Source organism: Streptomyces sp. NPDC053474, assembly GCF_044544845.1.
In the GTDB taxonomy this organism is placed as follows: Bacteria; Actinomycetota; Actinomycetes; order Streptomycetales; family Streptomycetaceae; genus Streptomyces.
Window position 1 is genome coordinate 351,977 of sequence record NZ_JBITXV010000005.1, and the last position, 23,283, is coordinate 375,259.

Genomic DNA, 23,283 nt, shown 5'->3' on the forward strand with positions numbered 1-23,283 from the left:
AGGCGGGCGGCCGGAAAACCGACGGGACGGCCGACGGAAAGACCAACGGGGCAGACCACGGAAAGACCGACGGGACGAGCCGCGGCAAGACCGGCGGAGCGGGCCGCGGAAAGGCCGACAGGGCAGACCACGGAAAGACCGACGGGACGGGCCGCGGGAAGGCCGACAAAAAGGGGCCCGTGCGGGAGACCCCCGGCTATGAGCTGCCCCTGCTGCTCTTCGCGGGGTTCCGCACCCTGATCGACCGCCTGCACGCCGAACTCGCCCGCCAGGGCCACCCGGACGTCCGCCCCGCGTACGGCTTCGCGATGCAGGCGATCGGCGCCGCCGGGGCCACGGCCAGCGACGTCGGGCGCCGCCTCGGCGTCTCCAAGCAGGCCGCGGGCAAGACCGTCGACCGCCTCATCGCCCTCGGCTACGCCGAGCGCGCCGCCGATCCCGCCGACGCCCGCCGCAAACTGGTCCGCCTCACCCCGCACGGCCTGGACGCCCTGGCCCGCTCGGCGGCGGTCTTCGACGAGCTGCGCGCCGAGTGGGCGCGCGCCCTGGGCCCCGACCGCGTACGCGCCCTGGAGGACGACTTGCGCGCGGTCGTTCCGGCGGAGGCGTTCCGCCTGGACGCGGCGGGGTGGCTGGGCGGGGCGTGACCGGGTCTCCGTGCGTATCGTTGTACTGCGCGGCTGCCCACGACCGGGGGCCGGGGAGGAGCCACGATGTCCGTCGTAGAGAACGACAGGATCGACATGGCCGACTACAACGCCGAGAGCCTGGACCAGTGGTTCGAGCTGATCGAGCGGATGGTCCCCGAGGGAATCAAGGCAGAGGTTGTCGAGGGGGCAGTCGCCATGGTGCCGCAGCGCAATGTGCACTGGCAGATCATCCGGAGGATCCTCTACGCACTGGACGACAGGTTCGGCCGTGACGCACTGGTGATGACGGACGTACGCATCGACTTCCCCGGCTACCAGAACGGCTTCTGCCCGGACGTGGCGAGGTTCCGCGACGGAGCGAAGCCGGACGCGGAAGGGCGCTGGCGCTACGAGGACGTGGAGTTCGTCGCGGAGGTCATCTCCCGAGGCACCGGGCGGAACGACTACGGCCCGAAGAAGACCACCTATGCCGAGGCCGGTGTACCCGTCTACCTCATCGCTGATCCGTACCAAGGCCGCTGCCACGTCTACAGCAACCCCAAGAACGGCGAGTACCAGGCCGTGTCCAAGTCCGACTTCGGTGACGAGGTCGACCTGACCGGCACGGTCGTCGACCTCGTCCTCAAGACCGCCGACTTCCCCCGCGACTGACCCCCGGCTCCCCCGGACCCCTTGCTTAGAGCCCACTTCAAGCCGTTGGCTTGGACCCCATGAAGTACACACAGCTGGGACGCACGGGACTCAAGGTCAGCCGACTCACGCTCGGGACCATGAACTTCGGGCCGCAGACGGACGAAGCCGACAGCCACGCCATCATGGACGCCGCGCTCGACGCGGGGATCAACTTCTTCGACACCGCCAACGTGTACGGCTGGGGTGCGAACAAGGGCCGCACCGAGGAGATCATCGGCAGCTGGTTCGCCCGGGGCGGCGGGCGCCGCGACAAGGTCGTGCTCGCCACGAAGGTGTACGCGAACATGGCCGATGACGGGACCCCGCCCTGGCCCAACCACGACCTCCTCTCGGCCGTCAACATCCGCCGCTCCGTCGAGGCCTCGCTCCGGCGCCTCCAGACCGACCACATCGACGTCTACCAGTTCCACCACATCGACCGGAACACCCCGTTCGAGGAGATCTGGCAGGCCATCGACGTCCTCGTACAGCAGGGCAAGATCCTGTACGCGGGGTCGAGCAACTTCCCCGGCTACAAGATCGCCCAGGCCAACGAGACCGCGCGCCGCCTCGGCAGCTACGGCCTCGTCAGCGAGCAGTGCCTGTACAACCTCGCGGAGCGGCGCGCCGAGATGGAGGTCGTCCCCGCCGCGCGGGAGTACGGCCTCGGCGTCATCCCCTGGTCGCCGCTGCACGGCGGTCTGCTCGGCGGCATCCTGAAGAAGGAGGTCAGCGGCGGGCGGCGGGCCGAGGGCCGGGCCGCGGAGGCGCTGGCCGACACTGCCGTGCGGGCGCGGATCCAGGCCTACGAGGACCTGCTCGACAAGCACGGCCTCGCCCCCGGCGAGGTGGCCCTGGCGTGGCTGCTCACCCGCCCCGGCGTCACCGGGCCGATCGTCGGGCCGCGCACGGCCGAGCAGCTCACGTCGGCCCTCCGCGCGGTCGACCTCGACCTGAGCGCGGAGCTCCGCACATCCCTCGACGAAATCTTCCCGGGCCCGGGCCCGTCCCCAGAGGCCTTCGCCTGGTAGCACCGGGCTGCGGGGCTGGGGCTCGGCTGGGCTACACCGGGGCCGGGCCGGGGCCGGGGTCCGCCTGGGGCCCGGCCCGCTCCACGCCCGTCGTACGCGCGTCGCCCGGCGGGGGCAGCTACTTTCCGGCTGCCGCCGCCAGCGCCACCACGACGAACATCAACACGAGCACACCGGCCATGATCCGGTTCCTGGTCTTGGGATCCACGCCATCGAGCGTAACCGCCCCGGCAGATCCCCCACGGGGCGCCCCAGCCCCGCCCCGGTCGGGCGTAGACGTCCTGGTCACGGCCCGACGCCGTCATCCGATCGGGCAGTTTGCGACTCATGCTCACATATCCACCCCTTGTGCGGGCCAAGTTGGCTCTTGAAGACCAAGCCCGTTCGGCCTGGTCCGAGGACCCTTGGGGAGAACATGAAGACATCGAAGTACGCTGCCGTCCCTCTGGCCGTAGGGCTCGCCCTGGCTGCGGCGAGTCCGGCTGCGGCGAGTCCGGCTGCGGCAGCCACCCGGGTGACGCTGACGAACGCGGACGACGGCCGGAACGTCATCCTGGATCTCGGTGACGACGTCGAGGTAAGGCTCTCCAGCTACCGCGCCAACGGGCTCACCTACACCTGGAGCATTCCGGTGTCCAGCGTCCCCCTGGTGCTGCGGCGGACCTCAGGCAGCACGACACCGAACGGTGGTGCCCAGGCCGTCTTCCACGCCGAAAGCCCCGGCGTCAGCACGATCACCGCGGTGCGCCACTGCCGCGCCGACCCCGGTCGCACCTGCCCCCTCGTCGTCGTGCCGTGGAAGATCACGGCAGAGGTACGGTAACGGGCCCCTCCGGCCTCCTCGACGAACGGCAGCGCCCACCACAGCGCTGCTCCTCCGGGGCGCAGCGCGGCAGACGAAGGACAACGCGCGAGCCGCCAGGTCGGGGTCCGGCCAGGCCGCTGGGGTGGCACGGGGGCGGTGGGGAGGGGCCAGGTGGTCGGGGGCTCGTAGCGGGGCCGAGCGCCCCGCAGCCCTGCCGTAGCGCCTCGGCGTACGCTGCGAACCATGAGCAGTGTCGGGGATCGGTTGAGGGAACTCCGCAAGCGCGCTGATCTCACGCAGCGCGAGCTCGCCCAGGCATCCGGGGTGTCGTTCCGGACCGTCGAGAACCTGGAGCAAGGCCGATGCGGCACGCCTCGTCTGGAAACGCTACGAAAGCTGGCCGCTCCCCTGCGCACGACCACGAGCTATCTACAGGGCGACCGGGCAGAGGCCGGTGATCCGGATGCTGACACCGTGGAGCGCTGGGCGGGCGTGCGGTCCGTTCTCATGGGTCCGGCGCCGGTGTTGGGCCCGGATGACGTACCACCGACCGTGGCGGGTGTTCAGACCCTCGTACGGGACATGACGCCGCTGTTCTCAGGGGACCAGTTCACGGAACTTTCCACCGTGCTGCCGCCGCTGCTTCGCGAGGCGGAACTACTGGGCGCAGAAGGCCGGAGCGTCCGGGTGCGGCTCTTGCAGCTCGCTGGGTGGCTCATGGTCCAGACCCGCCAGTTCGAGGCCGCGGAGGTGGCCTTGTCACGCGCGTTGGACGGGTCCGCCGACAGACTGGAGGGAGCCGCCACGGTCACCACCCAGTGCTGGCTGCTCCTCCGCCAAGGACGCCTGTCAGCGGCCCGCGAGCTGGCTGTCCGGTGGGCCGACGAGCTTGAGCCCCGCATGTCCCGAGCGACGCCGGATGAGTTGAGCGCGTGGGGTTGGGCGCTGCTGCGGCTGTCTGCCGCCAGCGTGCGGGACGAGCGTCCAGGGGACGCTGATGACGCGCTCCGCTTGGCGCATGCCGCCGCTGTGGCCCTGGGGCGAGAGCACGCGCCCGGCGGCGACTTCCTCCGGGCGTTCGGGCCGACCACCGTGGCCTTGAAGCGAGCCGAGAACGCTTCCGTCGTGCAGCGCCCGGATGAAGTGCTAAGACTGTCCGCCCTCGTTCCCATGGGCGGTCGTCGCCCCACGTCGAACAACTGGAACCGTCACCTGCTTGATGTGGCGAACGCCGAGGTGGAGCTACGGAACTACGGGCGGGCCATCGAGAAACTGACCGAGATCCGGAATAACTCCCCCGAATGGCTGCCGAACCAGCGCTTCGCGCGAGACATCCTCGGCAAGGTGGTGCGCCAGCGTAGGCGGTTGACCCCTGAGATCCGAGAACTGGCCGACGCGGTACGCCTACCTGCGGATATGTGAGTTTCACTCAGGCGCCCCCCAAACTCCCCATTGTTTGGTGGGCGTTGCCGTCCGATGGTCGTTGCAGAGACAACGCGAGGGGACGGCGAGAATCCATGACTGACGAATGGGACCCCACCACGGGAACGTACGCGGTGGACACGGCGGACAGCCGCATCGGAGAAGTTCGCAGATTGCACGAGGGGAACGTGCACCTCGTACCTCCTGGTGGAGGGATCGAGTGGACGGCCCCGCGTGACCGACTGCGCGAGCCGACTGACGACGAGGCGTGGCAGGCGCGTGTGTGGACGCGCCCTGTTGGGTCACTGCCGTGATCGTCCCGTGGGTGCCCGCGCCGGGCGACCTGGTCAAGGACTCAGACGGCCGGATCGGGGAAGCGCTCGCGTGGGTCGGCCCCATGGGCACGGTCACGCTGGTTTCGCTGAGGGATGGGGAACTGTGGGAAACGGACACGTTCGGTCCCGCCAGCGACCTTGATGAACTCCGCGCCTTGCTCCTGAAAGTGGTGCGGCAGTGACTGCCCTTGCACGCCCCCACAAGCGTGCTGATCACCTCTCGCTGCCCTCAGAGTCGATGGGCCTCATCGACGACCCCACAGGCCCGTACGCGGAGTCACCGCCCGGCTGGTGGGACCAGTTCGGCGGCGCGCTGGATCGGCGCTCCGGCGTCGTCCACATTCCACAGGGCCGGGCACGCGAACTTCCAGCCTGCCCCTTCCCCTGCCGACGCTGCCGCACATCAGGGCGCCAACGGGCCACCTGATCCAGCGCCAGGACGTACTCGCGCCCCAAGGCGGAGCGCAATCTCTCATCCCATCCGCAAGGAGTCTCCAGATGAGCGCTGCCCAGAACTCGCTGAAATTCGCGTGGTTAGAGGTGACGGGACTCTGCAACGAGTTCTGCGATCACTGCTACGCCGACTCGTCCCCCAAGGGGACACACGGCACGATGACTGTGCAGGACTGGACACGCACCATCGACCAGGTGGCAGCCATGGGCGCCGAGGACGTCCAGTTCATCGGCGGCGAACCGACCTTGTACCCGCACCTGCGGGAACTGATCACGCACGCCCACGGGGCAGGGTTGTCGGTCGAGGTGTTCTCCAACTTGACCCGCATCCGGGGCCATCTGTGGGAGACGTTCAAGGAGTGCGGGGTCAAGCTCGCCACGTCGTACTACTCGGACACGGCCGCCGAGCACGACCAGGTGACCCGGCTCCGGGACTCCCACAAGCGGACCCGCGCGAACGTCGCCAAAGCGCTCAGCCTCGGTATCCCGCTGAGGGGCGGCGTCGTTGCCGTGAACCAAGGTCAGCGCGTGCAGGAAGCGGCGGGCGACCTGGTGGCGCTGGGGGTGGAAACGGTCGGCGGGGACCGTACGCGGGCATTCGGCCGGGCCAGCAACGGGGCCACACCGACGATCGCCGACCTGTGCGGGCACTGTGCCCACGAGAAGTGCGCCATCGGTCCTGCCGGGGACGTGTGGCCGTGCGTGCTGGGGCGGTTCCTGGCCATCGGCAACGTGCTCCGAACGCCGCTCGCCGACATCTGGGGTGGCGAACAGATGACCACGGTGGCAGCCGAGATTACCGCCGTGCACGGGGAAGGTGCGCAGTCGTGCACACCGCCTCAGTTCCTCCCCATGTGCGGGCCCTGCGGACCGTGTGTCCCCTCCGTGGGGCACTGCGATCCGAGGGAGGCCGACGCCGTGGCGGAGGCGGCTACGATCGGCGCACCCACTTGACCCTCCGGAACCGCAGGAGCGCACAAATGGACGACCACGGCGACGACTTCAGCAAGTGGGGCACGGAAACCCCCGTCGGTGCCGTGCAGCGGAGCGAAGAGGAATGGGCCACCATCGCTGGGTACATCCGGCACGCCGCGAACAAGGTCGGCCCTGATCTCCCGCTGTGTCTCCCTGGCGAGCCGCAGGAGTGCGGGCGGACGGCTCAGCAACACGTGTTGGCGTGGGCGGCACACCTCAAGGCTGTGGCCCACCACCTCATTGAGCAGTCGGCGCCGAGCGAGGCGCGAGCCGCGCACGTGGCCGGACCCCTGTACCAGCAGCGGCTGGCTCAGCTTCGTTCCTTGGACAGCTCCGAACACATTCAGCAGTGACCGGCACGGGCCCTCCCTGTTCCGCCAGGCCGGGGCCGCACCAGGCCGCCGGGGCAGCACCGGAGGGGCCGGGGCTCGGCGCGGGAGGGGCCGGGGCTCAGGTGGGGAGGGGCCAGGTGGTCAGGGGCTCGTAGCGGGGGCGAGCCCCCCGCAGCCCGGCCCGGGGCAAGTGGCTGCGTACGAGCACCACCTCCCCCACCTCCCACCCGGCCCCCGAGAACCCCCCGAGCCCCTCCACGAACGGCCGCAGCCCCACCTCCCCCCGCCCCCGCGCCAGGGTGAGGTGGGGATGAAAGCCCCGCCCCGCGTCCCCGCCGGGCCCGGCCCCGGCCCTGCGCCCCGCCGCAGCCACCCGCCCCGCGAGCAGCCGAAGCGCGGCGACCTCCCCGGCCACCCCCGCCCACAGCGCCCGGTCCCCGAACCGCCCACCCCCGCGCAGCGCGAGCGCGAACGGCGCGGTGCGCCCGGCCGCCCGCCCGAGCCGCGCGCCGAGGTCGGGCAGGACCGCGTCGTCGACCTCGCCGAAGAAGGCCAGCGTCAGATGCCACCCGGCACGCTCGGTCCAGCGCAGCGCCCCCGCGCCGGGCAGCCGCCGCAAGTCGTCCACGCGTTCGGCGAGTTCGGCCACCACGGGCTCCGGGGGCAGCACCGCCACGAAGAGTCTCATGCGGCTAGCCTGCCCTGATGGACAGCAACAGCACAGATCACACCGGCCCCATACGCATACGCACGGGCGGCGCGGAGGACGTCCCCGTGTTCCTCGGCCTGCTCGACAGCGCCGCCGAGTGGCTGGTGGCGCAGGGGTACACGAAGCAGTGGGGCACCGAGCCGCTGTCGACGAATCCGCGGGTGGTGGAGTCCGTGGAGAAGTACCTCGCCACGGGCACGCCGTGGATCGCCGAGGTGGACGGGGAGCCCGCGGGCATGCTGATGCTCACCGACGGCCCCACCGGCTACGTGGCGCCGGTCGACGAGCCCGAGCGGTACGTGCACTACCTCGCCACCGCCAGGCGCTTCGCGGGCCGGGGCGTGGGCAGGACGCTCCTGGCCCACGCCGCGGCCGAGACCCGCGCGCAGGGCGTGTCCCTGCTGCGGGTCGACTGCTACGCGGGCAACGGCGGCAGGCTCGTCGCGTACTACGAGAGCAACGGTTTCGTCCGTACGGAGACCTTCACGGCGAAGGACGGCACCTGGCCGGGCCAGGTCCTCGCCATGCGGGTCTGAGCGCGGCCCGGCCCCGGCCCGCGTACGGGACCGGGGCTCGGGGGCCGGATCACGCCGCCGGGGCCAGGGCCACCTCGCGCGGCACGAAGCGCACGTGCTGGCGGCCCCGGCGCAGATCCACCTTCAGGCGCAGGTTGGCCGCGCGCGCCAGGCCGAGGCCGACGCCGAGCGAGGCCACCGCGACGACGAGCCCGCCGAGCGCGAAGCTCACGCGGACGCCGTAGGTGTCGGTGAGCCAGCCGAAGAGCGGCCCGCCGAAGGGGGTGCCGCCGACGAACACCATCATGAACAGGCTCATCACGCGGCCCCGCATCTCGGGGTCGGTGGCCATCTGCACCGAGGAGTTCGCGGTGACGTTGACGGTCAGGCCGATCGCGCCGACGGGGATGAGCAGCGCCGCGAAGACGTACGCGTTCGGCACGGCGGCCACGGCGATCAGGGCGACGCCGAAGAGGCCCGCCGTGGCGGTGAGCATCCGCAGCCGGGACGTCCGGCGCCGGGCGGCGAGCAGCGCGCCGATCAGCGAACCGGCCGCCATCAGCGTGGTGAACGCCGCGTACATGCCGGAGCCGCCGTGGAAGACGTCGTCGGCGTACGCGCTCAGCCAGATCGGGAAGTTGAAGCCGAACGTGCCGATGAACCCGATCAGGACGATGGGCCAGATCAGCTCCGGGTGCGCGCGCACATGGGCCAGGCCCTCGCGCAGCTGGCCCTTGCCGCGGCGCGGGGCGAGCGGGCTGCGGGTCAGCTCGCCGGTGCGCATGAGCAGCAGACCGGCGATCGGCGCCAGGAAGGACAGGCCGTTGGCGAGGAACGCCCAGCCGGGTCCGACGGCGGCGGTGACGACGCCCGCGACGGCGGGGCCGATGAGGCGGGCGGACTGGAAGTTGGCCGAGTTCAGGCTGACGGCGTTGCGCACCTGGTCCGGGCCGACCAGCTCGGAGACGAAGGACTGGCGGGTGGGGTTGTCGACGACGGTGACGAGGCCGGTGAAGAAGGCCGTCACATAGACGTGCCAGACCTGGACGTGGCCCGTGAGGGTCATCGCGGCCAGGAACAGGCCGCCGAGACCCATGGCCCCCTGGGTGACGAAGAGCAGGTTCCGCTTGGCGAACCGGTCGGCGATCACACCGCCGTACAGGCCGAAGAGCAGCATCGGCAGGAACTGCATGGCCGTCGTGATGCCGACGGCCGCGGAGGACCCGGTGAGGCTGAGGACCAGCCAGTCCTGGGTGATGCGGGCCATCCAGGTGCCGGTGTTCGACACGACGGCCCCGGCCGCGAAGAGCCGGTAGTTCCGGATCCGCAGCGAGCTGAACATGGAGGTCTTGGAGCGGGCGGTGGGGTCGAGGGTGGTTGGTGCGGGGGCGGAGTCTGCTCCGGATCCCGTACTCAAAAGAGTTCGCCTCCTTTGGCGGTCCGGGCCCGGGTGGGGCCCTGAGGGGCACGGCCCCCGAGGAGGCCGTGCCGGTGGTCAGTCGGTCACAGGTGGGCCAGCTTCTCCAGCACGGGCGCGGCGTCGCGGAGCTTCGCCCACTCGTCGTCGTCGAGCTCCTCGGTGAGCCGCGCGAGCCACGCGTTCCGCTTTCTGCGGCTCTCCTCGAGCATGGTCTCGGCCTGCTCGGTCTGGGTGACCACCTTCTGGCGGCGGTCGTCGGGGTGCGGTTCGAGCCGCACCAGACCCTTGGCTTCGAGCAGCGCGACGATGCGGGTCATCGACGGCGGCTGCACGTGCTCCTTGCGGGCGAGCTCGCCCGGGGTGGCGTTGCCACAGCGGGCGAGGGTGCCGAGCACCGACATCTCGGTCGGGCTCAGCGACTCGTCGACCCGCTGGTGCTTGAGTCGACGGGAGAGGCGCATCACGGCGGAGCGCAGTGAATTCACGGCGGCGGCGTCGTCGCCATGGGAGAGGTCCGGCATGGTCTTTAGAGTAACTCATTACTCAGGCTAAGTACCACCGCATAAACGCACACGGGAAGCGGGACCTGCCCAGGAACCGGGACACGGAACCCTTTCATCACCCGAACGAGTGAGTCGGATTCGGAAAGTCACGACCGCCCGTCCGGGGGCGGCGACCCTGGCGGGCATGGCATCGATAGTGCTCAGCCTGCGGATGGACAGCGAGCTGCTCGACCGGCTCCGCAAGCATGCCGCCAAAAGGGGAATGAGCGTCCAGGACTATGTGGTCCGGACGCTCATCCGTGATGACTTCGACGAGCGGTTCAAGTCGTCCGTCGAGGAAACAGAGAGGTTCTACGCCTGAGGCCGCGCCCCGCGCCCGGACTCGGGACCCGGACACGGCACGCGGCCTCAGAGGGGGCGCCCCAAAGGGGCGCGGGGAACTGCGCGACCAGCCACAACGGACCGGCAGACAAGCACCTACGTAAGGTCAAGCGCGGGCATCAGGTAGTAGAAGGCGAACACCGCCGAGACCACGTACATCGCGACGGGCACCTCCCGCCCCCGCCCCGCCGCGAGCCGCAGCACGGCGAAGGTGATGAACCCCATGCCGATGCCATTCGTGATCGAGTACGTGAACGGCATCATCAGCATCGTCACGAACGCCGGAATCGCGATCGTGTAGTCGCTCCAGTCGATCTGCCCGATGGAGCCCGACAGGATCAGGAAGCCGACCGCGAGCAGCGCGGGCGTCGCCGCCTGCGAGGGCACCATCGTGGCGAGCGGGGTGAGGAAGAGCGCCACGGTGAACAGGCCGCCGGTGACGACGTTGGCGAAGCCGGTGCGGGCACCCTCGCCGACACCCGCCGTGGACTCCACGAAGCACGTGGTGGCCGAGGAGGACGAGGCGCCGCCCGCCGCGACGGCGATGCCGTCGACGAACAGGACCTTGTTGATGCCGGGGAAGTTCCCCTTGTCGTCGGTGAGGTGGGCCTCGTCGCCGATGCCCATGATCGTGCCCATCGCGTCGAAGAAGCACGAGAGCAGCACGGTGAAGACGAACAGGACGCCGGTGAGGACGCCGACCTTCTCGAAGCCGCCGAACAGGCTGATCTCGCCGACGAGCCCGAAGTCCGGCGTCGCGACCGGGTTGCCGGGCCACTCGGGGGTCGTCAGACCCCAGGAGGGCACGTCGGCGACCGCGTGGATGATCATGGCGAGGACCGTCATCACGACGATCGAGAGCAGGATCGCGCCCGGCACCTTGCGCACCAGGAGCGCGAGGGTGAGCAGCACGCCGAGGACGAAGACGAGCACCGGCCAGCCGTTGAGGTGGCCGTCGCCGCCGAGCTGGAGCGGCACGGTGGTGTGGGCGGCGTCCGGGATGCGCGAGACGAAGCCCGCGTCGACCAGGCCGATCAGCATGATGAACAGGCCGATGCCGATCGCGATGCCCTTGCGCAGGCCGAGCGGCACCGCGCTCATCACCCGCTCCCGAAGGCCGGTGGCGACGAGCAGCATCACCACGAAGCCCGCGAGCACCACCATGCCCATGGCGTCCGGCCAGGACATGCGGGGCGCGAGCTGGAGCGCCACCACGGTGTTCACGCCGAGCCCGGCCGCGAGCGCGATCGGGACGTTGCCGATGACGCCCATGAGCAGCGTGGTGAACGCGGCGGTGAGCACGGTGGCGGTGACCAGCTGCTTGTTGTCCAGCTGGTGGCCGTACATGTCCTTCGCGCTGCCCAGGATGATCGGGTTGAGCACGATGATGTACGCCATCGCGAAGAAGGTGGCGAAGCCGCCGCGCACTTCCCGCGCCAGGGTCGAGCCCCGCTCCGAGATCTTGAAGAACCCGTCGAGCCCGCCCTGCGGGGGGTTCGGGGGCGGCTGCTTGGCGTCGACCGGGGCGGTGGCCGAGGGGGACATGCGGGACCTCATGACCTCTGTTGAACGGGATAAGCCGAGCTTGCGCGTTTTTGTATCTTCATACGAAAGCAACTGGCCATTAAGAAGCCGTTTCAGTATGAATACATGAGCGTGAAATGGCTATCTCCGCGCGTAGAGCCTTGGGGCACAAGGGGTCCCGGAGCGCGCTCCGGGCCGGTGAGGGCCCCGTCTAAGCTGAGGGCATGGCGAAGTGGACACCCAAGCACGAGGCGCCGGAGCCCCTGGAAGGGCCCGTCGTCGCCACCATCACCGGCGGCACGATCCTCTGGTTCGTCCTCTTCCTGGTCCAGCTGCCGTTCTACGGCTGGTTCGACGACCGCGACGCCACCTGGTGGGTGTGGACCTGCCTCGCGGGCGGCGGCCTCGGCCTGATCGGCATCTGGTACGTGCGGGGGCGCGAGGCGGCCATCAAGCGGGCGGAGGCTTCTCGTACCGCCGCAGTACGGGATGCGACCTGAGGGCAAACCCCCTCCTACCGAGGTCGGATCTTTCAGACATTCAAGGGGTGAAGCCCCTGATCCCCCCTTACCGTCGAAGGCATGACGCATATCGACGCGGGCGCCGAGCTCGACCCGGTCCACCCGGTGCCACCGCCGACAGGACGCGCCACCGGCCTCAGCGCGGCGGAGGTGGCCGAGCGGGTCGCCCGCGGCGAGGTCAACGACGTACCGGTCCGCAGCAGCCGCTCCACCGCTGAGATCGTCCGGGCCAACGTCTTCACGCGCTTCAACGCGATCATCGGCGTGCTCTGGGCGATCATGCTGTTCGTCGCGCCGATCCAGGACAGCCTCTTCGGCTTCGTGATCGTCGCGAACACCGGCATCGGCATCATCCAGGAGCTGCGCGCCAAGAAGACCCTCGACGGGCTCGCCGTCATCGGCGAGGCCAAACCGACGGTCCGGCGCGACGGCGTGGCCGCCGAGATCTCCACCTCCGAGATCGTCCTCGGCGACCTGGTGGAGCTGGGCCCCGGCGACAAGATCGTCGTGGACGGCGAGACGGTCGAGTCCGACAGCCTCGAAGTCGACGAGTCCCTGCTGACCGGCGAGGCCGACCCGGTCCTGAAGAAGCCCGGCGACAAGCTCATGTCCGGCTCGTTCGTGGTCGCGGGCGGCGGCGCCTTCACGGCGACCAAGGTGGGCCGCGAGGCCTACGCCGCCCAGCTCGCCGAGGAGGCGAGCCGCTTCACCCTCGTCCACTCCGAGCTGCGCACCGGCATCTCCACGATCCTCAAGTACGTGACGTGGCTGATGATCCCGACCTCGATCGGCCTGGTCATCTCCCAGCTCGTCGTCAAGGACGACAACTTCAAGGAGTCGATCGCGTACACGGTCGGCGGCATCGTCCCGATGATCCCCGAAGGCCTGGTCCTCCTCACCTCCGTGGCCTTCGCGATCGGCGTCATCCGCCTCGGCCGCCAGCAGTGCCTCGTGCAGGAGCTCCCGGCCATCGAGGGCCTCGCGCGCGTGGACACCGTCTGCCTCGACAAGACGGGCACGCTCACCGAGGGCGGCATGGACGTCACCGAGCTGCGCCCCCTGAACGGCTCCGACGAGACCTACGTACGCAAGGTCCTCGGCGCCCTCGGCGAGTCGGACCCGCGCCCGAATGCCTCCCTCCAGGCCATCATCGACGCCTACCCCGACAGCGAGGAGTGGCGCTGCACCGAGTCGCTGCCGTTTTCCTCCGCCCGCAAGTACAGCGGCGCCAGCTTCAGCGAGAGCGACGGCGAGAGCTCGACCTGGCTGCTCGGCGCGCCCGACGTCCTGCTTCCCGCCGGGGACCCGGCGCTCGACGAGGTCGAGGACCTCAACCACCAGGGCCTGCGCGTGCTGCTCCTCGCCCGCGCCGCGGGCGACCTGGACGCCCCCGACCTCGCCGCGGGGGCGCGCCCCACGGCCCTGGTCGTCCTGGAGCAGCGGCTGCGGCCCGACGCCGCCGACACCCTGCGCTACTTCGCGGAGCAGGACGTCCAGGCCAAGGTCATCTCCGGTGACAACGCGGTCTCCGTGGGCGCGGTCGCGGGCAAACTGGGCCTGCCCGGCGCCGAGAACACGGTGGACGCCCGGCAGCTGCCCACCGACCGGGACGAGATGGCCGAGGCCCTGGACGCCAACTCCGTCTTCGGCCGCGTGACCCCGCAGCAGAAGCGGGACATGGTGGGCGCGCTCCAGTCCAAGGGCCACACGGTCGCCATGACGGGCGACGGCGTGAACGACGTCCTGGCCCTCAAGGACGCGGACATCGGCGTGTCCATGGGCTCGGGCTCGGAGGCCACGAGGGCGGTGGCCCAGATCGTCCTGCTCAACAACAGCTTCGCGACGCTGCCCTCAGTGGTGGCGGAGGGCCGCCGGGTCATCGGCAACATCACGCGCGTGGCGACGCTCTTCCTCGTCAAGACGGTCTACTCGGTCGTCATCGCCCTGCTGGTGGTCTGCTCCCAGGTCGAGTACCTGTTCCTGCCCCGCCACCTGACGCTCCTGTCCACCCTGACGATCGGCGTCCCGGCCTTCTTCCTGGCGCTCGCCCCCAACAAGGAGCGCGCCAAGCCGCACTTCGTCCGCAGAGTCATGCGCTACGCGCTGCCCGGCGGCATCATCGCGGCCCTCTCCACCTTCGCCACGTATCTGCTGGCCCGCCACCACTACGTGGGCGACGGCGCCCGCGAGGCCGAGACCAGCGCGGCCACGCTCACGCTCTTCCTGGTCTCGCTGTGGGTCCTGGCCATCATCGCCCGTCCGTACACCTGGTGGCGGATCTGCCTGGTGGCGGCCATGGGCCTGGGCTTCCTGCTGGTCCTGACCATCCCCTACCTCCAGGACTTCTTCGCCCTGAAGCTGGTCGGTACGACGATGCCGTGGGCGGCGGTCGCGATCGCGGCGGTCGCCTCGGCGGCGACGGAGTTCGCCTTCCGCTGGGTCGACCGCCGCTTCGCGGCGTAACGCCTACCGCACGTCGACGAAGTCCCCGGCCGCCACCACGGCCGGGGACGTCGCCGACCCGGCGAACACGTACCGGAAGGTCCCGGCCGCCGTCGCCTTCACCGAAGTCTTCAGCTTCCCCTTGGCGTCGGACTTCACCGTCTTGACCGTCGTGTAGGCGCTCGCGCCCTTCTTCTTGAACTGGAGCTTCACCGACTGCTGGCCGTAGCCCGCGTACTCACGCGACTCCCAGTCGGCCCGGGTGAGCACGCCGGAGACGGTGACGGCCTCGCCCTTCCGCACCGGCTCCGGGGAGGCGTTGGTGGTGAGCTTGGTGGCGCGCTGGACGCGGACGGTCTTGTACTTCTCCTTGATGACGTGGTTCTCGGCGCGGCCCTTGCCCAGCAGGCCCGCCGCCACGTTCCACGTGCCCGCGGTGCTGTTCTTGAGCCCGCGCGGGTGGGCGACGGTGACGATCTTGCAGGTGGCGCGCTTCGCGTCGATCTTGGTGCAGCGGGGGTCCTTCGCCGGGCTCAGCACGCCCTCCAGGCGGCTCCAGTCGAGCTTCTTGCCGTACCAGAGCGCGACGAAGCCGTCCTTGATGCCCTTCGGGTCGGTGCCCGTGACGGTCATCGTGATCTTCTTGTCGGCCGTGCCGAGCACGATGTCCTTGCCGCCGTTGACGACGACCTTCGTGATCTTGGTGTGGCCCTTGTGCGAGTCGGCGGCCTGGGCGGCCGGGAGGGCGAGACCGGACAGGACGACGGCGCCGGAGACGGCGGCCACGGTGGTGCGGATGCGCATGGGGTGGTTCCTCAGGAGTGCTCGTGCGGTACGGAGGTGGCTCAGCGGACGTCGATGGCGTCACCGGCGGAGGTGACGGCCGGAGTGGTCGACGTACCGGCGAAGACATAGCGGAAGGTGCCGTCCGCGGACGCCTTCACCGTGGTCTTCAAGTTGCCCTTGGCGTCGGACTTCACCGTCTTGACCGTCGTGTAGGCGCTCGCGCCCTTCTTCTTGAACTGGAGCTTCACCGACTGCTGGGTGTAGCCCGCGTACCTGCCGGTGTCCCAGTTGGCACGCGTCAGGGCGCCCGCGACCGTGATCGTCCTGCCCTTCCGCACCGGCTCGGGAGAGGCGTTGACGGTGAGCCTCGCGGCGCGCTTGAGGTGGATGCCCGTCTTGTACGCCGTGCGGAAGACGTAGTCGTCGTCCTTGCCGCCCGCGGCGGCGAAGAGCTTCCAGCCGCCGCCCGCCATGTGGTTGGCGAGGCCGTTCTTGTCCCAGGAGGCCTTCGGGTTCACCGTGATGGTCACCGTGCAGGTCGCGCTGGTGGCGCTGAGCTTCTTGCACTTCTCGTCGGCGGTCGGGGCAAGCACACCGCTGAGGTTCTGGTCGTCGAACTTCCGGCCGTGCCACAGGAGACCGCCGCCGCCCGCGATGCCCTTGGCGTCGGTCGCGGTGACGGCGATGGTGAACTTCTTCTTGGCGGTGGTGCCGACCACGATGTCCTTGCCGCCGTTGACCACCGCCTTGGTGATCTTGGTGTCGCCCTTCTGCGCGTTCTTCGGCAGAGCGGGGACGTCCGGCCCCGCGGCCTGCGCGGCCGGAGCGACGAGGGCGGACAGGGCCAGGGCGCCGGAGACGGCAGCCACGGTGGCACGGATGCGCATGTGTTTCCCCTGGTGGAGGAGGAGCCCCGTGGTGCGGCAGCCGTCACACGGGGCCCGATCGATCTAGGAGTCTGTTGACGTCCGAGAATCAGACCCGCACCCATGGCCAAAGGTTGTACGTTCCGTGAAACCCCCTGGCAGGGCTAGTCGAACCAGCGGTCCCGCGCCAGTTCACCCGTCCGCGAGGGATCCTCCAGGAGCGCCGCCACCTCGAAGCGGCGCGGCCACTGGCGGGCCGCCCAGGCCAGGCCCGCGGCGACGCCCTCCACGGTCGCGGCGTGCACCGTGCCGTCGGGGGTACGGCGCCACTCCAGGTCCACGCCGTCCACGACGAGCTCCTCGTGCTCGCGGTACGTCGCCGGGGTGGCCGGGCCGAGCAGCACCCGTACGGCCTCGGGAACCTCGTGCTCCACGCCCGCCGCGGGGTCCACCTCCGCCCGCACGTACGCGCTCAGCCGCTCCACCTGGAGCAGCTCCGCGAGGTCACCGGCCCGCGCCGGGGCCACGGGAAGCAGCGGCAGGCCCGCGGTCAGCGGCAGCAGGTCGGGGGCGTCCGCGACCACCGCGTCCCCGGTGTCGACGCACATGACCTCCGCGCCCTCGCCGCCCAGGACCACCCGCACCTCGTCCGGCAGCGTGACCTGCTCCGGGTCGACGTCGGCCAGCGCCCCGTACAGGGCGTGCAGCTGGGCCGGGGAAACGGTCCGCTCCGGGTCCGCGAGCCGGTCGAGGAGTTCGGCGGCCCCGCCGGGCTCGGCGAGCAGCGCGCCCACCGACGTGCGGACGCCGAGCGCACGAAGGACCTGCTCGTCGTCGAAGCCCGCCGCGTCGGCGGAGTCGTACAGGCCATCCAGCAGCGGATCGCCGCCCGCCGCCCGCAGACCGGCCGGGCGGCGGCCGTCCAGGACCGGGTGGCCGCGCAGCCACCAGGCCGTGTACGGGCGCACGCTCTCCGTCGTGCCGTCCGGGAGCAGCACCCGCACCGGCTGGGTGAGGGCGTCCCGCAGCGGCGGCCGGGACAGCAGCGCGAGCGCGCGCGGCCACTGGTCGTCGGCCACCAGGTCCAGGTCCCGCACCGCCACGATCTCCGTGGCCACGGGCGGCACCGCCGTCTCCGGCAGCCGGTCGAGCACGTCCTCGCACCACACGTCGACCGCGTCGAGCAGGCCCACGTCGTCGGGCTCGGCGAAGTCCCCGTCACGGGGCTCGAGGTCGTCCGGGTCGAGGACCACGTCCGTGGCGCGTACGAGGGTGAAGGAGGCGAGGACCCCGCAGGCGGCCAGCGGCTGCTCGCCCCACCGCGCGGCGACGTCCGCGTCCACGAAGGCCAGCTCGCCCTCGCGCATGACCTCGGCGAACGCGCTGCCGGGCAGCACGAGTTCACCGGCGGGCGCGGGTTCGCCGTCCTCGTCGGGCAGCGCGAGCGCGCCGAGCCAGGGCTCGTCGCCGGGCGCGAGGTCGGCGTCGCGGACGAGGCCGAGCACGAGGTCCGCGAGCTCGTCGGCGCCGAGCCCCGCCTCCTCGTCGAGGCCGTCGTACCAGGAGTCGTCGTCGAGCGACGCGGCCACCGCCGCCCGCACCTGGGGCGTCGTCAGGACCGCGCGGGGCGTGGCGGGCAGCGCGCCGAGCTTCTCCAGGAGCGGATGCGCGGCGTCCGCGTGGGCGACCTTCAGGCCGAGCCGGGCCAGGGCGGCGGGCGCGGCCGCGTCGCCGGGCGCGGGCAGCAGGACCTGGCGCGGCCCGATCGTCGTACGCCCGCTCGCCAGCGGCACGGGCAGCCCCGAGAGCCGGTCGGGGTCGACACCGGCGAGGGTGTCGTACAACCGCCGCCACCAGGACGGCTCCCGCTCCAGGCCCGCGAGCCGGTCGACCGCCTCGGTCAGCGGCACCCGGGCGACGCCGAGCGTGCGCAGCTCGCCCCGGCGCTCCAGGCCCGCGGGCAGCAGGCTGGGCAGGACCTCGGCGAGGACCCGCACGGTGTCCGCGCCCGCGCCCTCCACGACCTCCGCGTCGCGCGGGCGCAGCGCCTCGGGGGCCGCGTCCTGCGACCACGCGTCGGCGGGCTCGCCCACGGCACCGGCGGCGGGCTCGCGCACGGCACCGTCGGCGGGCTCGCGCGCCGGACCGGCGGCGGGCGGCAGGAACGCGGTGCGCGGCAGCCGGTCGAGCACCGCCTGGCGCAGCGCGCCGTCCAGCGCGCTGCGGCCGAGCGGCCCCGGCACCAGGCCGATGACCGCCTCCGTCACCGGCCGCCACCCGGCGAGCAGTTCGGCGTACGCGTCCGCGGCCCGCTCCACCAGGAAGTCCGTGAGCGGGCCCGGCGCGGCGTGGCGGCGGCTGGTGTCGAGCGGGAACGTGCCGATCAGCAGCGCGGGCACGCCGAGCGGCTCGTCGCTGGGGGTCGGCGCGTGCAGCACCGGGCTCGTCCGGGGCGCCCCCGGCGCGCCGTCGTCGGCCACCGGCACGGCCCAGGTGAGCTGCCAGTACGGGCGCAGGCGCTCCTCCACGGGGCGGTCCGCGAGCAGCCGCGCGTCCAGCTCCCCTGCACGAGTGACGGTGCGCCAGCGCGTCGTGCCCTCCCGGGTGTCCGCCACGACGGTGTCCGCGCCGTCGGTGGAGCGGCGCAGGACCCGCGTCGTGCCGTCCGGGGTGCGGACGGAGACCTCCTCCAGGCCGGGCAGCGCGAGCAGCAGCGCGTCGTCGACGCCGGCGAGCAGCCGCGTCACCAGGTCCTCGGCGGCGACGTCCCGCAGCGGCAGGATCACGACCGTGTCGTACCCGTCCGGAGCGGTGCCCTCCGCCGCAAGCGGAAGCCGCAGGAGCGGTACGTGGCCGTCGCGCCGCCGCATCTCGTCGCCGAGGCCCGGGCTGAACCTGGCCGTCTCGGCGGCCAGTTCGCGGGCCTCCGCGAGGGACCAGCGGACCCCGCCGGTACGGCCCACCACGGCGGGCTCGTCCGACACGGCGAGCACGGCGGCGAAGCCCACGCCGAAGCGTCCGGTGGTGCGCCGCCGGGCGTCGCCCTCCCGCTTCGCGGACGCCCGCAGCGTCGCCAGGGACTCCACCCCGGCCGCGTCCAGCGGGGCGCCGGTGTTCGCCGCGGCGAGGACGCCGTCCTGGAGCGTGAGCGCGAGCCGCCCCGCGACGCCCGCGCGGGCGGCCGCGTCCGAGGCGTTCTGCGCGAGCTCGACGACCAGCCGGTCGCGGTAGCCGCCGAGCGCCAGGTCCTCCTCGGCGTTGGCGTCCTCCCGGAACCGGGCCGGGCTCGCCGCCCAGGCCTCCAGCACGGAGCGGCGCAGACGGGCGGTGCCGAACGGGTCGGTGCCCTCGGTGGCAGGCCGCACGGTCTTGCTCACGGTTCGTCGCCCTTCTCCGGTTGGCTGTGGGGGCGAACGGTACCGCGTCCCACGCGGGGCGCCCTCCGGGGGCGGCCCAGGCCCTAGGAGTGGCCCAGGTCCTCGTTCGCCCCCGCGTCGGCGGGCGGGACCGAGCCCGAGTCGGGGGCGGGCCGCAGCGGCAGCTCGTCGACCCTCGTCTCGTCCAGGACCGGCGGGGCGGGGCGCGGCGGCTTCGGCATGACCGCGGCCTCGGAGTGCCCGCCGCAGCCGTACGCGAGCGAGACCACGTGGCCGTCCGCGGGACCGAACTCGTTCGCGCACACGCCGAAGGCCTGCCCGAGCGAGCCCCCGATGGGCACCAGGAAGCCGCAGCTCACACAGGACGCGGGCGCGGCCTGCGCCATCGGCGTCTTCGCGCCGTACCCCTCGTCCCAGCGGTCGGCGGAGGTGTGCAGACCGTACCGGGAAAGCACCCGGGCGCGGCGCATGCCGAGCTCCTCGGCGAGGGCCGCGAGGGAGCCGCGGGCGGGCGCGGCGTCGGCGGCGGCCTCGGGGGCGTCGGCGGCGGTGAGGTCCGCGTTCTCCGCCTCGGCGCGCTCGGCCAGCTCCTGCGACAGGACGGAGTTCGGCGGCGGCGCGTCCTCGCCGGAGTAACCGGGCTCCAGGCGCAGGTCCTCGGCGTCCGTCGGCAGGAGGTCGCCCGGGCCCATGTCGCCGGGGCGCAGCCGCTCGCTCCACGGCACCCACTCGGGGGCCAGGAGCGCGTCCGGGCCCGGCAGCAGCACGGTCTCGTCGAGCGTGACGACCTTCGCGCGGGAGGCGCGGGCCACGGTCACCGCCCAGCGCCAGCCGCGGTAGCCCAGCTCCTTGCACTCGAAGAGATGCGTGACGACGCGGTCGCCCTCCACGACGACCTCGACATGCTCACCGACCACCCCCGGCGCGGCGGCCTCCTCGGCCGCGGCCCGGGCGAACCCGACGGCCTCGGCGCAGAGGCGGTCGGGGGTACGCGGGGTGCGCTGGGTGCGGCTTCGCGTTGTCGCTGCGCTCACAGGTATCGCTTCTCTCCTACGCCGTCTCACGGGTGCGCCACCCTTACGCGGGGGCACGGACGGAGCGGACCAGGGGGCCGCGTCGACGTCCGCGCCCGACGTCACGGGCGCGCCTACGCCATCCATTCTGCGGGATGGCCATGAGGCGCGCGGCCGAGAGCTTCCGCCGCAGGCGCGTTACGCACGCTACCTGTTCCTGGCCCCTGGGCCCACACCGGCGCCCACCCGAGCCGCCCGGCCGGGGCCGCCACGCGGTTTTTCCCTCCCACCCGCCCACCCGTTCCCACCCCGGCGACCCGGCCCGGCCCCGGGCCAAGTCGGAGCCGTCCAGCCCAGTACGGGGAAAGTCCCTGGTCAGGGGTGGGTGGGGCGACATGGGGGGACGTCGGGTGGGAGAGGTGCCACTAGTCGGGGGCGGAAGGGGGCACTATGACTGGGTGGCTGGCGTCAGGTCGTCGTCGTCCCACGGGCTCCGCTCCCCCCGCCCGGCAAGCAGGGCAGCCCGTGCGCTGGCCCGCGCGCTGCACCTGCCGTTCACCGGAACGGCCCGCGGCATCCGCAAGGCCACCCACGCCCACGGGGCGGGCGAGTCCGGCCTGGGCAAGCTGATCGAGCTGCACGCGGTGAACGGCGCGGGCGACGTGCTGATCACCATCTCGCTCGCGTCCACGGTGTTCTTCTCCGTGCCGACCGACGAGGCCCGCGGCCGCGTCGCGCTCTACCTCGCCATCACCATGGCACCGTTCACGCTCCTCGCCCCCGTCATCGGCCCCCTCCTGGACCGCCTCCCCCACGGCCGCCGCGCCGCGATGGCGGGCGCGATGCTGGCGCGGGCGCTGCTCGCGCTGATCCTGTCGAGCGCGGTGGCCACGGGCGGCCTGGAGCTGTACCCGGCCGCGCTCGGCGTGCTCGTCGCGTCGAAGGCGTACGGCGTGGTCCGCAGCGCCGTCGTGCCCCGGCTGCTGCCGCCCGCGTTCTCGCTGGTGAAGGCGAACTCCCGGGTGACGTTGAGCGGCCTGCTCGCGACCGGGCTCGCCGCGCCCGTCGGGGCGGGGCTCCAGTCGCTCGGGTCGCGCTGGCCCCTGTACGGGGCGTGCGTGGTGTTCATCGCCGGGACCGTGCTGTCGTTCACGCTGCCCCGCAAGGTGGACTCGGCGAAGGGCGAGAGCAAGGCGCTGCTGGCGGCGGACGAGGAGCATCTGCGCCTGGCCCGCGCCAGGGACCGCGGGGACGCGACCCGCGGGGGCCGCCTCGGCCTGCGGACGGTCGGCCCGGCCGTGACGCACGGCCTGGCCGTCAACGCCGCGCAGCGCGGGCTCTCCGGCTTCCTGATCTTCTTCCTGGCCTTCCTGCTGCGCGAGCATCCCCTCGGCGGGCAGAGCGCGGCGGTGTCCCTCGGCATCGTCGGGGTCGCCGCGGGCACGGGCAACGCGCTCGGCACGGCCGTCGGGGCCTGGCTGAAGTCGCGCGCGCCCGAGATGATCATCGTGACCGTGGTGGCGGTGGTACTCGGGGTCGCGGTGTGCGCGACGCTGTTCTACAGCCCCGTGGGCATCGCCTGTCTGGCGGCCGTCGCGGGTTTCGCACAGGCCCTGTCGAAGCTGTCGCTCGACGCGCTGATCCAGCGGGACGTGCCGGAGGCGGTCCGCACGTCCGCGTTCGCCCGCGCCGAGACCCTGCTGCAGATGGCCTGGGTGGTAGGCGGCGGCATCGGCATCGCCCTCCCCCTGAACGGAACCCTAGGCCTCTCCGTAGCGGCGGCGATCGTGGCGGCTGGCTGGCTCCCGACGGTACGGGGCCTCTTGGCGGCGGCCCGCCGGGGCGGCAACCACAGGGTCCTGGCGTAAGAAACGAACGACCCGCAAGCCGCTAGGTCGGGGCCGGGCCAGGTCGCCGGGGCAGGAACGGGTGGGCGGGTGGGAGGGGGAAACCCGCCGCGGTAGCGGTGGGTGGGCAGGCCGCGCCGGAGGCGACCCGGCGGGGCGGGCCGCAGGGCCCCAGGGACCAGGAGATAGCCTTCCGCCATGACCTCCCTGGTACCCCGCTCAACGCGCAGCCGCCGCGCCGCCGCCGCCCTCGGCGCCGTCTCCGCCGGACTGCTCGTCCTGTCGGCCTGTGACAAGCCGACGCCGCTGGCCACCGTGACGGTCGGCAGCAAGTCCGTGCACTCCGAGGCCTCCTGCTACAAGGACGGCAAGGAGCTCACGCAGTCCGCCGTACAGGACTGCCTGAAGGACACGAAGGACATCAAGTCCATCACCGTCGACCCCGACGAGAAGGTCCGCTTCGGCGTCGACCCGGAGATCGCCGACAAGGGCTGGACGCTGCTGATGAACGGCCAGCCCCTGACCGAGGCCAGCAAGAAGACGTACGTCGTCATCCCGGGCAGCGTGTTCTTCAACCAGCAGTACGGCGGTGGCGGCTCCTCGACGACCGTGAGCCTCCTCGAGGGCGGCAAGAGCAAGAGCGGCGCGCCGAAGGCCACGGGCCTGTGGTCGTTCAAGCTGAAGAAGGACAAGGACGCCTGACG

At 71.9% G+C, this 23,283-nt stretch carries 22 protein-coding genes; 14 read left to right on the forward strand and 8 right to left on the reverse strand.

The features are described 5' to 3' along the window. Positions 1-179: 179 nt before the first annotated feature. The 8 genes from ACIG3E_RS14395 (at position 180) to ACIG3E_RS14430 (ending at position 6,696) form a co-directional block, all read left to right on the forward strand. A complete protein-coding gene (locus ACIG3E_RS14395) occupies positions 180-647 on the forward strand; it encodes a MarR family winged helix-turn-helix transcriptional regulator (RefSeq protein WP_399615820.1) in 468 nt (155 codons plus the stop codon). A gap of 66 nt (positions 648-713) precedes the next feature. Further along, positions 714-1,301, forward strand: coding sequence for a Uma2 family endonuclease (locus ACIG3E_RS14400; protein WP_399615452.1), 588 nt, complete (start codon positions 714-716; stop codon positions 1,299-1,301). Between the two features lie 59 nt (positions 1,302-1,360). Further along, positions 1,361-2,353, forward strand: a complete 993-nt coding sequence (locus tag ACIG3E_RS14405) for an aldo/keto reductase (RefSeq protein ID WP_399615454.1) — start codon at positions 1,361-1,363, stop codon at positions 2,351-2,353. Positions 2,354-2,768: 415 nt separating this feature from the next. After that, positions 2,769-3,176: a hypothetical protein gene (locus tag ACIG3E_RS14410; RefSeq protein WP_399615456.1), complete on the forward strand. Its 408-nt coding sequence runs from the start codon at positions 2,769-2,771 to the stop codon at positions 3,174-3,176. Between the two features lie 225 nt (positions 3,177-3,401). Further along, positions 3,402-4,580, forward strand: a complete 1,179-nt coding sequence (locus ACIG3E_RS14415; protein WP_399615457.1) for a helix-turn-helix domain-containing protein — start codon at positions 3,402-3,404, stop codon at positions 4,578-4,580. 310 nt (positions 4,581-4,890) lie between these two features. Then, positions 4,891-5,097 (forward strand): hypothetical protein, encoded by a 207-nt coding sequence (locus ACIG3E_RS14420; protein ID WP_399615459.1) that lies wholly within the window; start codon positions 4,891-4,893, stop codon positions 5,095-5,097. 316 nt (positions 5,098-5,413) lie between these two features. Further along, positions 5,414-6,322, forward strand: coding sequence for a radical SAM protein (locus ACIG3E_RS14425; RefSeq protein ID WP_399615461.1), 909 nt, complete (start codon positions 5,414-5,416; stop codon positions 6,320-6,322). 26 nt (positions 6,323-6,348) lie between these two features. Continuing rightward, positions 6,349-6,696 (forward strand): hypothetical protein, encoded by a 348-nt coding sequence (locus ACIG3E_RS14430; RefSeq protein WP_399615463.1) that lies wholly within the window; start codon positions 6,349-6,351, stop codon positions 6,694-6,696. Between the two features lie 97 nt (positions 6,697-6,793). Here the strand turns inward: ACIG3E_RS14430 and thpR are convergent, their stop codons facing one another. Then, positions 6,794-7,363 carry an RNA 2',3'-cyclic phosphodiesterase gene (gene thpR, locus ACIG3E_RS14435; protein WP_399615465.1) on the reverse strand — a complete coding sequence of 190 codons (570 nt, stop codon included), beginning with the start codon at positions 7,361-7,363 and terminating at the stop codon, positions 6,794-6,796. A 17-nt stretch (positions 7,364-7,380) separates the two neighbouring features. Between thpR and ACIG3E_RS14440 the strand changes: the two genes are divergently transcribed. After that, entirely contained in the window at positions 7,381-7,920 is a 540-nt protein-coding gene (locus ACIG3E_RS14440) for a GNAT family N-acetyltransferase (RefSeq protein WP_399615467.1), read from the forward strand. A gap of 49 nt (positions 7,921-7,969) precedes the next feature. Here ACIG3E_RS14440 and ACIG3E_RS14445 read toward each other — a convergent pair whose 3' ends face one another. Beyond that, positions 7,970-9,316, reverse strand: a complete 1,347-nt coding sequence (locus ACIG3E_RS14445; RefSeq protein ID WP_399615470.1) for an MFS transporter — start codon at positions 9,314-9,316, stop codon at positions 7,970-7,972. A gap of 86 nt (positions 9,317-9,402) precedes the next feature. After that, positions 9,403-9,840: a MarR family winged helix-turn-helix transcriptional regulator gene (locus ACIG3E_RS14450; protein ID WP_138960366.1), complete on the reverse strand. Its 438-nt coding sequence runs from the start codon at positions 9,838-9,840 to the stop codon at positions 9,403-9,405. Positions 9,841-10,006: 166 nt separating this feature from the next. On the opposite strand from ACIG3E_RS14450, the gene ACIG3E_RS14455 reads away from it, so the two are divergent. Then, complete coding sequence (locus ACIG3E_RS14455) at positions 10,007-10,183, forward strand: ribbon-helix-helix protein, CopG family (RefSeq protein ID WP_242719343.1); 177 nt, start codon at positions 10,007-10,009, stop codon at positions 10,181-10,183. Between the two features lie 116 nt (positions 10,184-10,299). Here ACIG3E_RS14455 and ACIG3E_RS14460 read toward each other — a convergent pair whose 3' ends face one another. After that, a complete protein-coding gene (locus ACIG3E_RS14460; protein ID WP_399615473.1) occupies positions 10,300-11,748 on the reverse strand; it encodes an NCS2 family permease in 1,449 nt (482 codons plus the stop codon). 203 nt (positions 11,749-11,951) lie between these two features. Between ACIG3E_RS14460 and ACIG3E_RS14465 the strand changes: the two genes are divergently transcribed. Both ACIG3E_RS14465 and ACIG3E_RS14470 read left to right on the forward strand, forming a co-directional pair. Then, on the forward strand, positions 11,952-12,227 hold the full coding sequence (locus ACIG3E_RS14465) for a DUF2530 domain-containing protein (protein WP_399615475.1): 276 nt from the start codon (positions 11,952-11,954) through the stop codon (positions 12,225-12,227). A gap of 81 nt (positions 12,228-12,308) precedes the next feature. Next, positions 12,309-14,711, forward strand: a complete 2,403-nt coding sequence (locus tag ACIG3E_RS14470; protein WP_399615477.1) for an HAD-IC family P-type ATPase — start codon at positions 12,309-12,311, stop codon at positions 14,709-14,711. A gap of 3 nt (positions 14,712-14,714) precedes the next feature. Here ACIG3E_RS14470 and ACIG3E_RS14475 read toward each other — a convergent pair whose 3' ends face one another. From ACIG3E_RS14475 to ACIG3E_RS14490, 4 genes are all read right to left on the reverse strand, one after another. Next, on the reverse strand, positions 14,715-15,494 hold the full coding sequence (locus tag ACIG3E_RS14475) for a calcium-binding protein (protein ID WP_399615479.1): 780 nt from the start codon (positions 15,492-15,494) through the stop codon (positions 14,715-14,717). 41 nt (positions 15,495-15,535) lie between these two features. Beyond that, positions 15,536-16,363, reverse strand: a complete 828-nt coding sequence (locus ACIG3E_RS14480; RefSeq protein WP_399615480.1) for a calcium-binding protein — start codon at positions 16,361-16,363, stop codon at positions 15,536-15,538. A gap of 143 nt (positions 16,364-16,506) precedes the next feature. Beyond that, positions 16,507-19,719, reverse strand: coding sequence for a sacsin N-terminal ATP-binding-like domain-containing protein (locus ACIG3E_RS14485; protein ID WP_399615482.1), 3,213 nt, complete (start codon positions 19,717-19,719; stop codon positions 16,507-16,509). Positions 19,720-19,802: 83 nt separating this feature from the next. Then, positions 19,803-20,753 (reverse strand): DUF3027 domain-containing protein, encoded by a 951-nt coding sequence (locus tag ACIG3E_RS14490; protein ID WP_399615484.1) that lies wholly within the window; start codon positions 20,751-20,753, stop codon positions 19,803-19,805. A 374-nt stretch (positions 20,754-21,127) separates the two neighbouring features. On the opposite strand from ACIG3E_RS14490, the gene ACIG3E_RS14495 reads away from it, so the two are divergent. Together ACIG3E_RS14495 and ACIG3E_RS14500 are read left to right on the forward strand one after the other, a co-directional pair. Then, entirely contained in the window at positions 21,128-22,600 is a 1,473-nt protein-coding gene (locus tag ACIG3E_RS14495) for an MFS transporter (protein ID WP_399615486.1), read from the forward strand. Positions 22,601-22,777: 177 nt separating this feature from the next. Further along, complete coding sequence (locus ACIG3E_RS14500) at positions 22,778-23,281, forward strand: DUF2771 domain-containing protein (protein WP_399615488.1); 504 nt, start codon at positions 22,778-22,780, stop codon at positions 23,279-23,281. Positions 23,282-23,283 lie beyond the last annotated feature (2 nt).

Coding starts and splice junctions, on each gene's coding strand:
- ACIG3E_RS14400 (WP_399615452.1), top strand. CDS start 714: ATGTCCGTCGTAGAGAACGACAGGATCGACATGGCCGACTACAACGCC.
- ACIG3E_RS14405 (WP_399615454.1), top strand. CDS start 1,361: ATGAAGTACACACAGCTGGGACGCACGGGACTCAAGGTCAGCCGACTC.
- ACIG3E_RS14410 (WP_399615456.1), top strand. CDS start 2,769: ATGAAGACATCGAAGTACGCTGCCGTCCCTCTGGCCGTAGGGCTCGCC.
- ACIG3E_RS14415 (WP_399615457.1), top strand. CDS start 3,402: ATGAGCAGTGTCGGGGATCGGTTGAGGGAACTCCGCAAGCGCGCTGAT.
- ACIG3E_RS14425 (WP_399615461.1), top strand. CDS start 5,414: ATGAGCGCTGCCCAGAACTCGCTGAAATTCGCGTGGTTAGAGGTGACG.
- ACIG3E_RS14430 (WP_399615463.1), top strand. CDS start 6,349: ATGGACGACCACGGCGACGACTTCAGCAAGTGGGGCACGGAAACCCCC.
- thpR (WP_399615465.1), bottom strand. CDS start 7,363: ATGAGACTCTTCGTGGCGGTGCTGCCCCCGGAGCCCGTGGTGGCCGAA.
- ACIG3E_RS14440 (WP_399615467.1), top strand. CDS start 7,381: ATGGACAGCAACAGCACAGATCACACCGGCCCCATACGCATACGCACG.
- ACIG3E_RS14450 (WP_138960366.1), bottom strand. CDS start 9,840: ATGCCGGACCTCTCCCATGGCGACGACGCCGCCGCCGTGAATTCACTG.
- ACIG3E_RS14455 (WP_242719343.1), top strand. CDS start 10,007: ATGGCATCGATAGTGCTCAGCCTGCGGATGGACAGCGAGCTGCTCGAC.
- ACIG3E_RS14460 (WP_399615473.1), bottom strand. CDS start 11,748: ATGTCCCCCTCGGCCACCGCCCCGGTCGACGCCAAGCAGCCGCCCCCG.
- ACIG3E_RS14465 (WP_399615475.1), top strand. CDS start 11,952: ATGGCGAAGTGGACACCCAAGCACGAGGCGCCGGAGCCCCTGGAAGGG.
- ACIG3E_RS14470 (WP_399615477.1), top strand. CDS start 12,309: ATGACGCATATCGACGCGGGCGCCGAGCTCGACCCGGTCCACCCGGTG.
- ACIG3E_RS14475 (WP_399615479.1), bottom strand. CDS start 15,494: ATGCGCATCCGCACCACCGTGGCCGCCGTCTCCGGCGCCGTCGTCCTG.
- ACIG3E_RS14480 (WP_399615480.1), bottom strand. CDS start 16,363: ATGCGCATCCGTGCCACCGTGGCTGCCGTCTCCGGCGCCCTGGCCCTG.
- ACIG3E_RS14495 (WP_399615486.1), top strand. CDS start 21,128: ATGGGGGGACGTCGGGTGGGAGAGGTGCCACTAGTCGGGGGCGGAAGG.
- ACIG3E_RS14500 (WP_399615488.1), top strand. CDS start 22,778: ATGACCTCCCTGGTACCCCGCTCAACGCGCAGCCGCCGCGCCGCCGCC.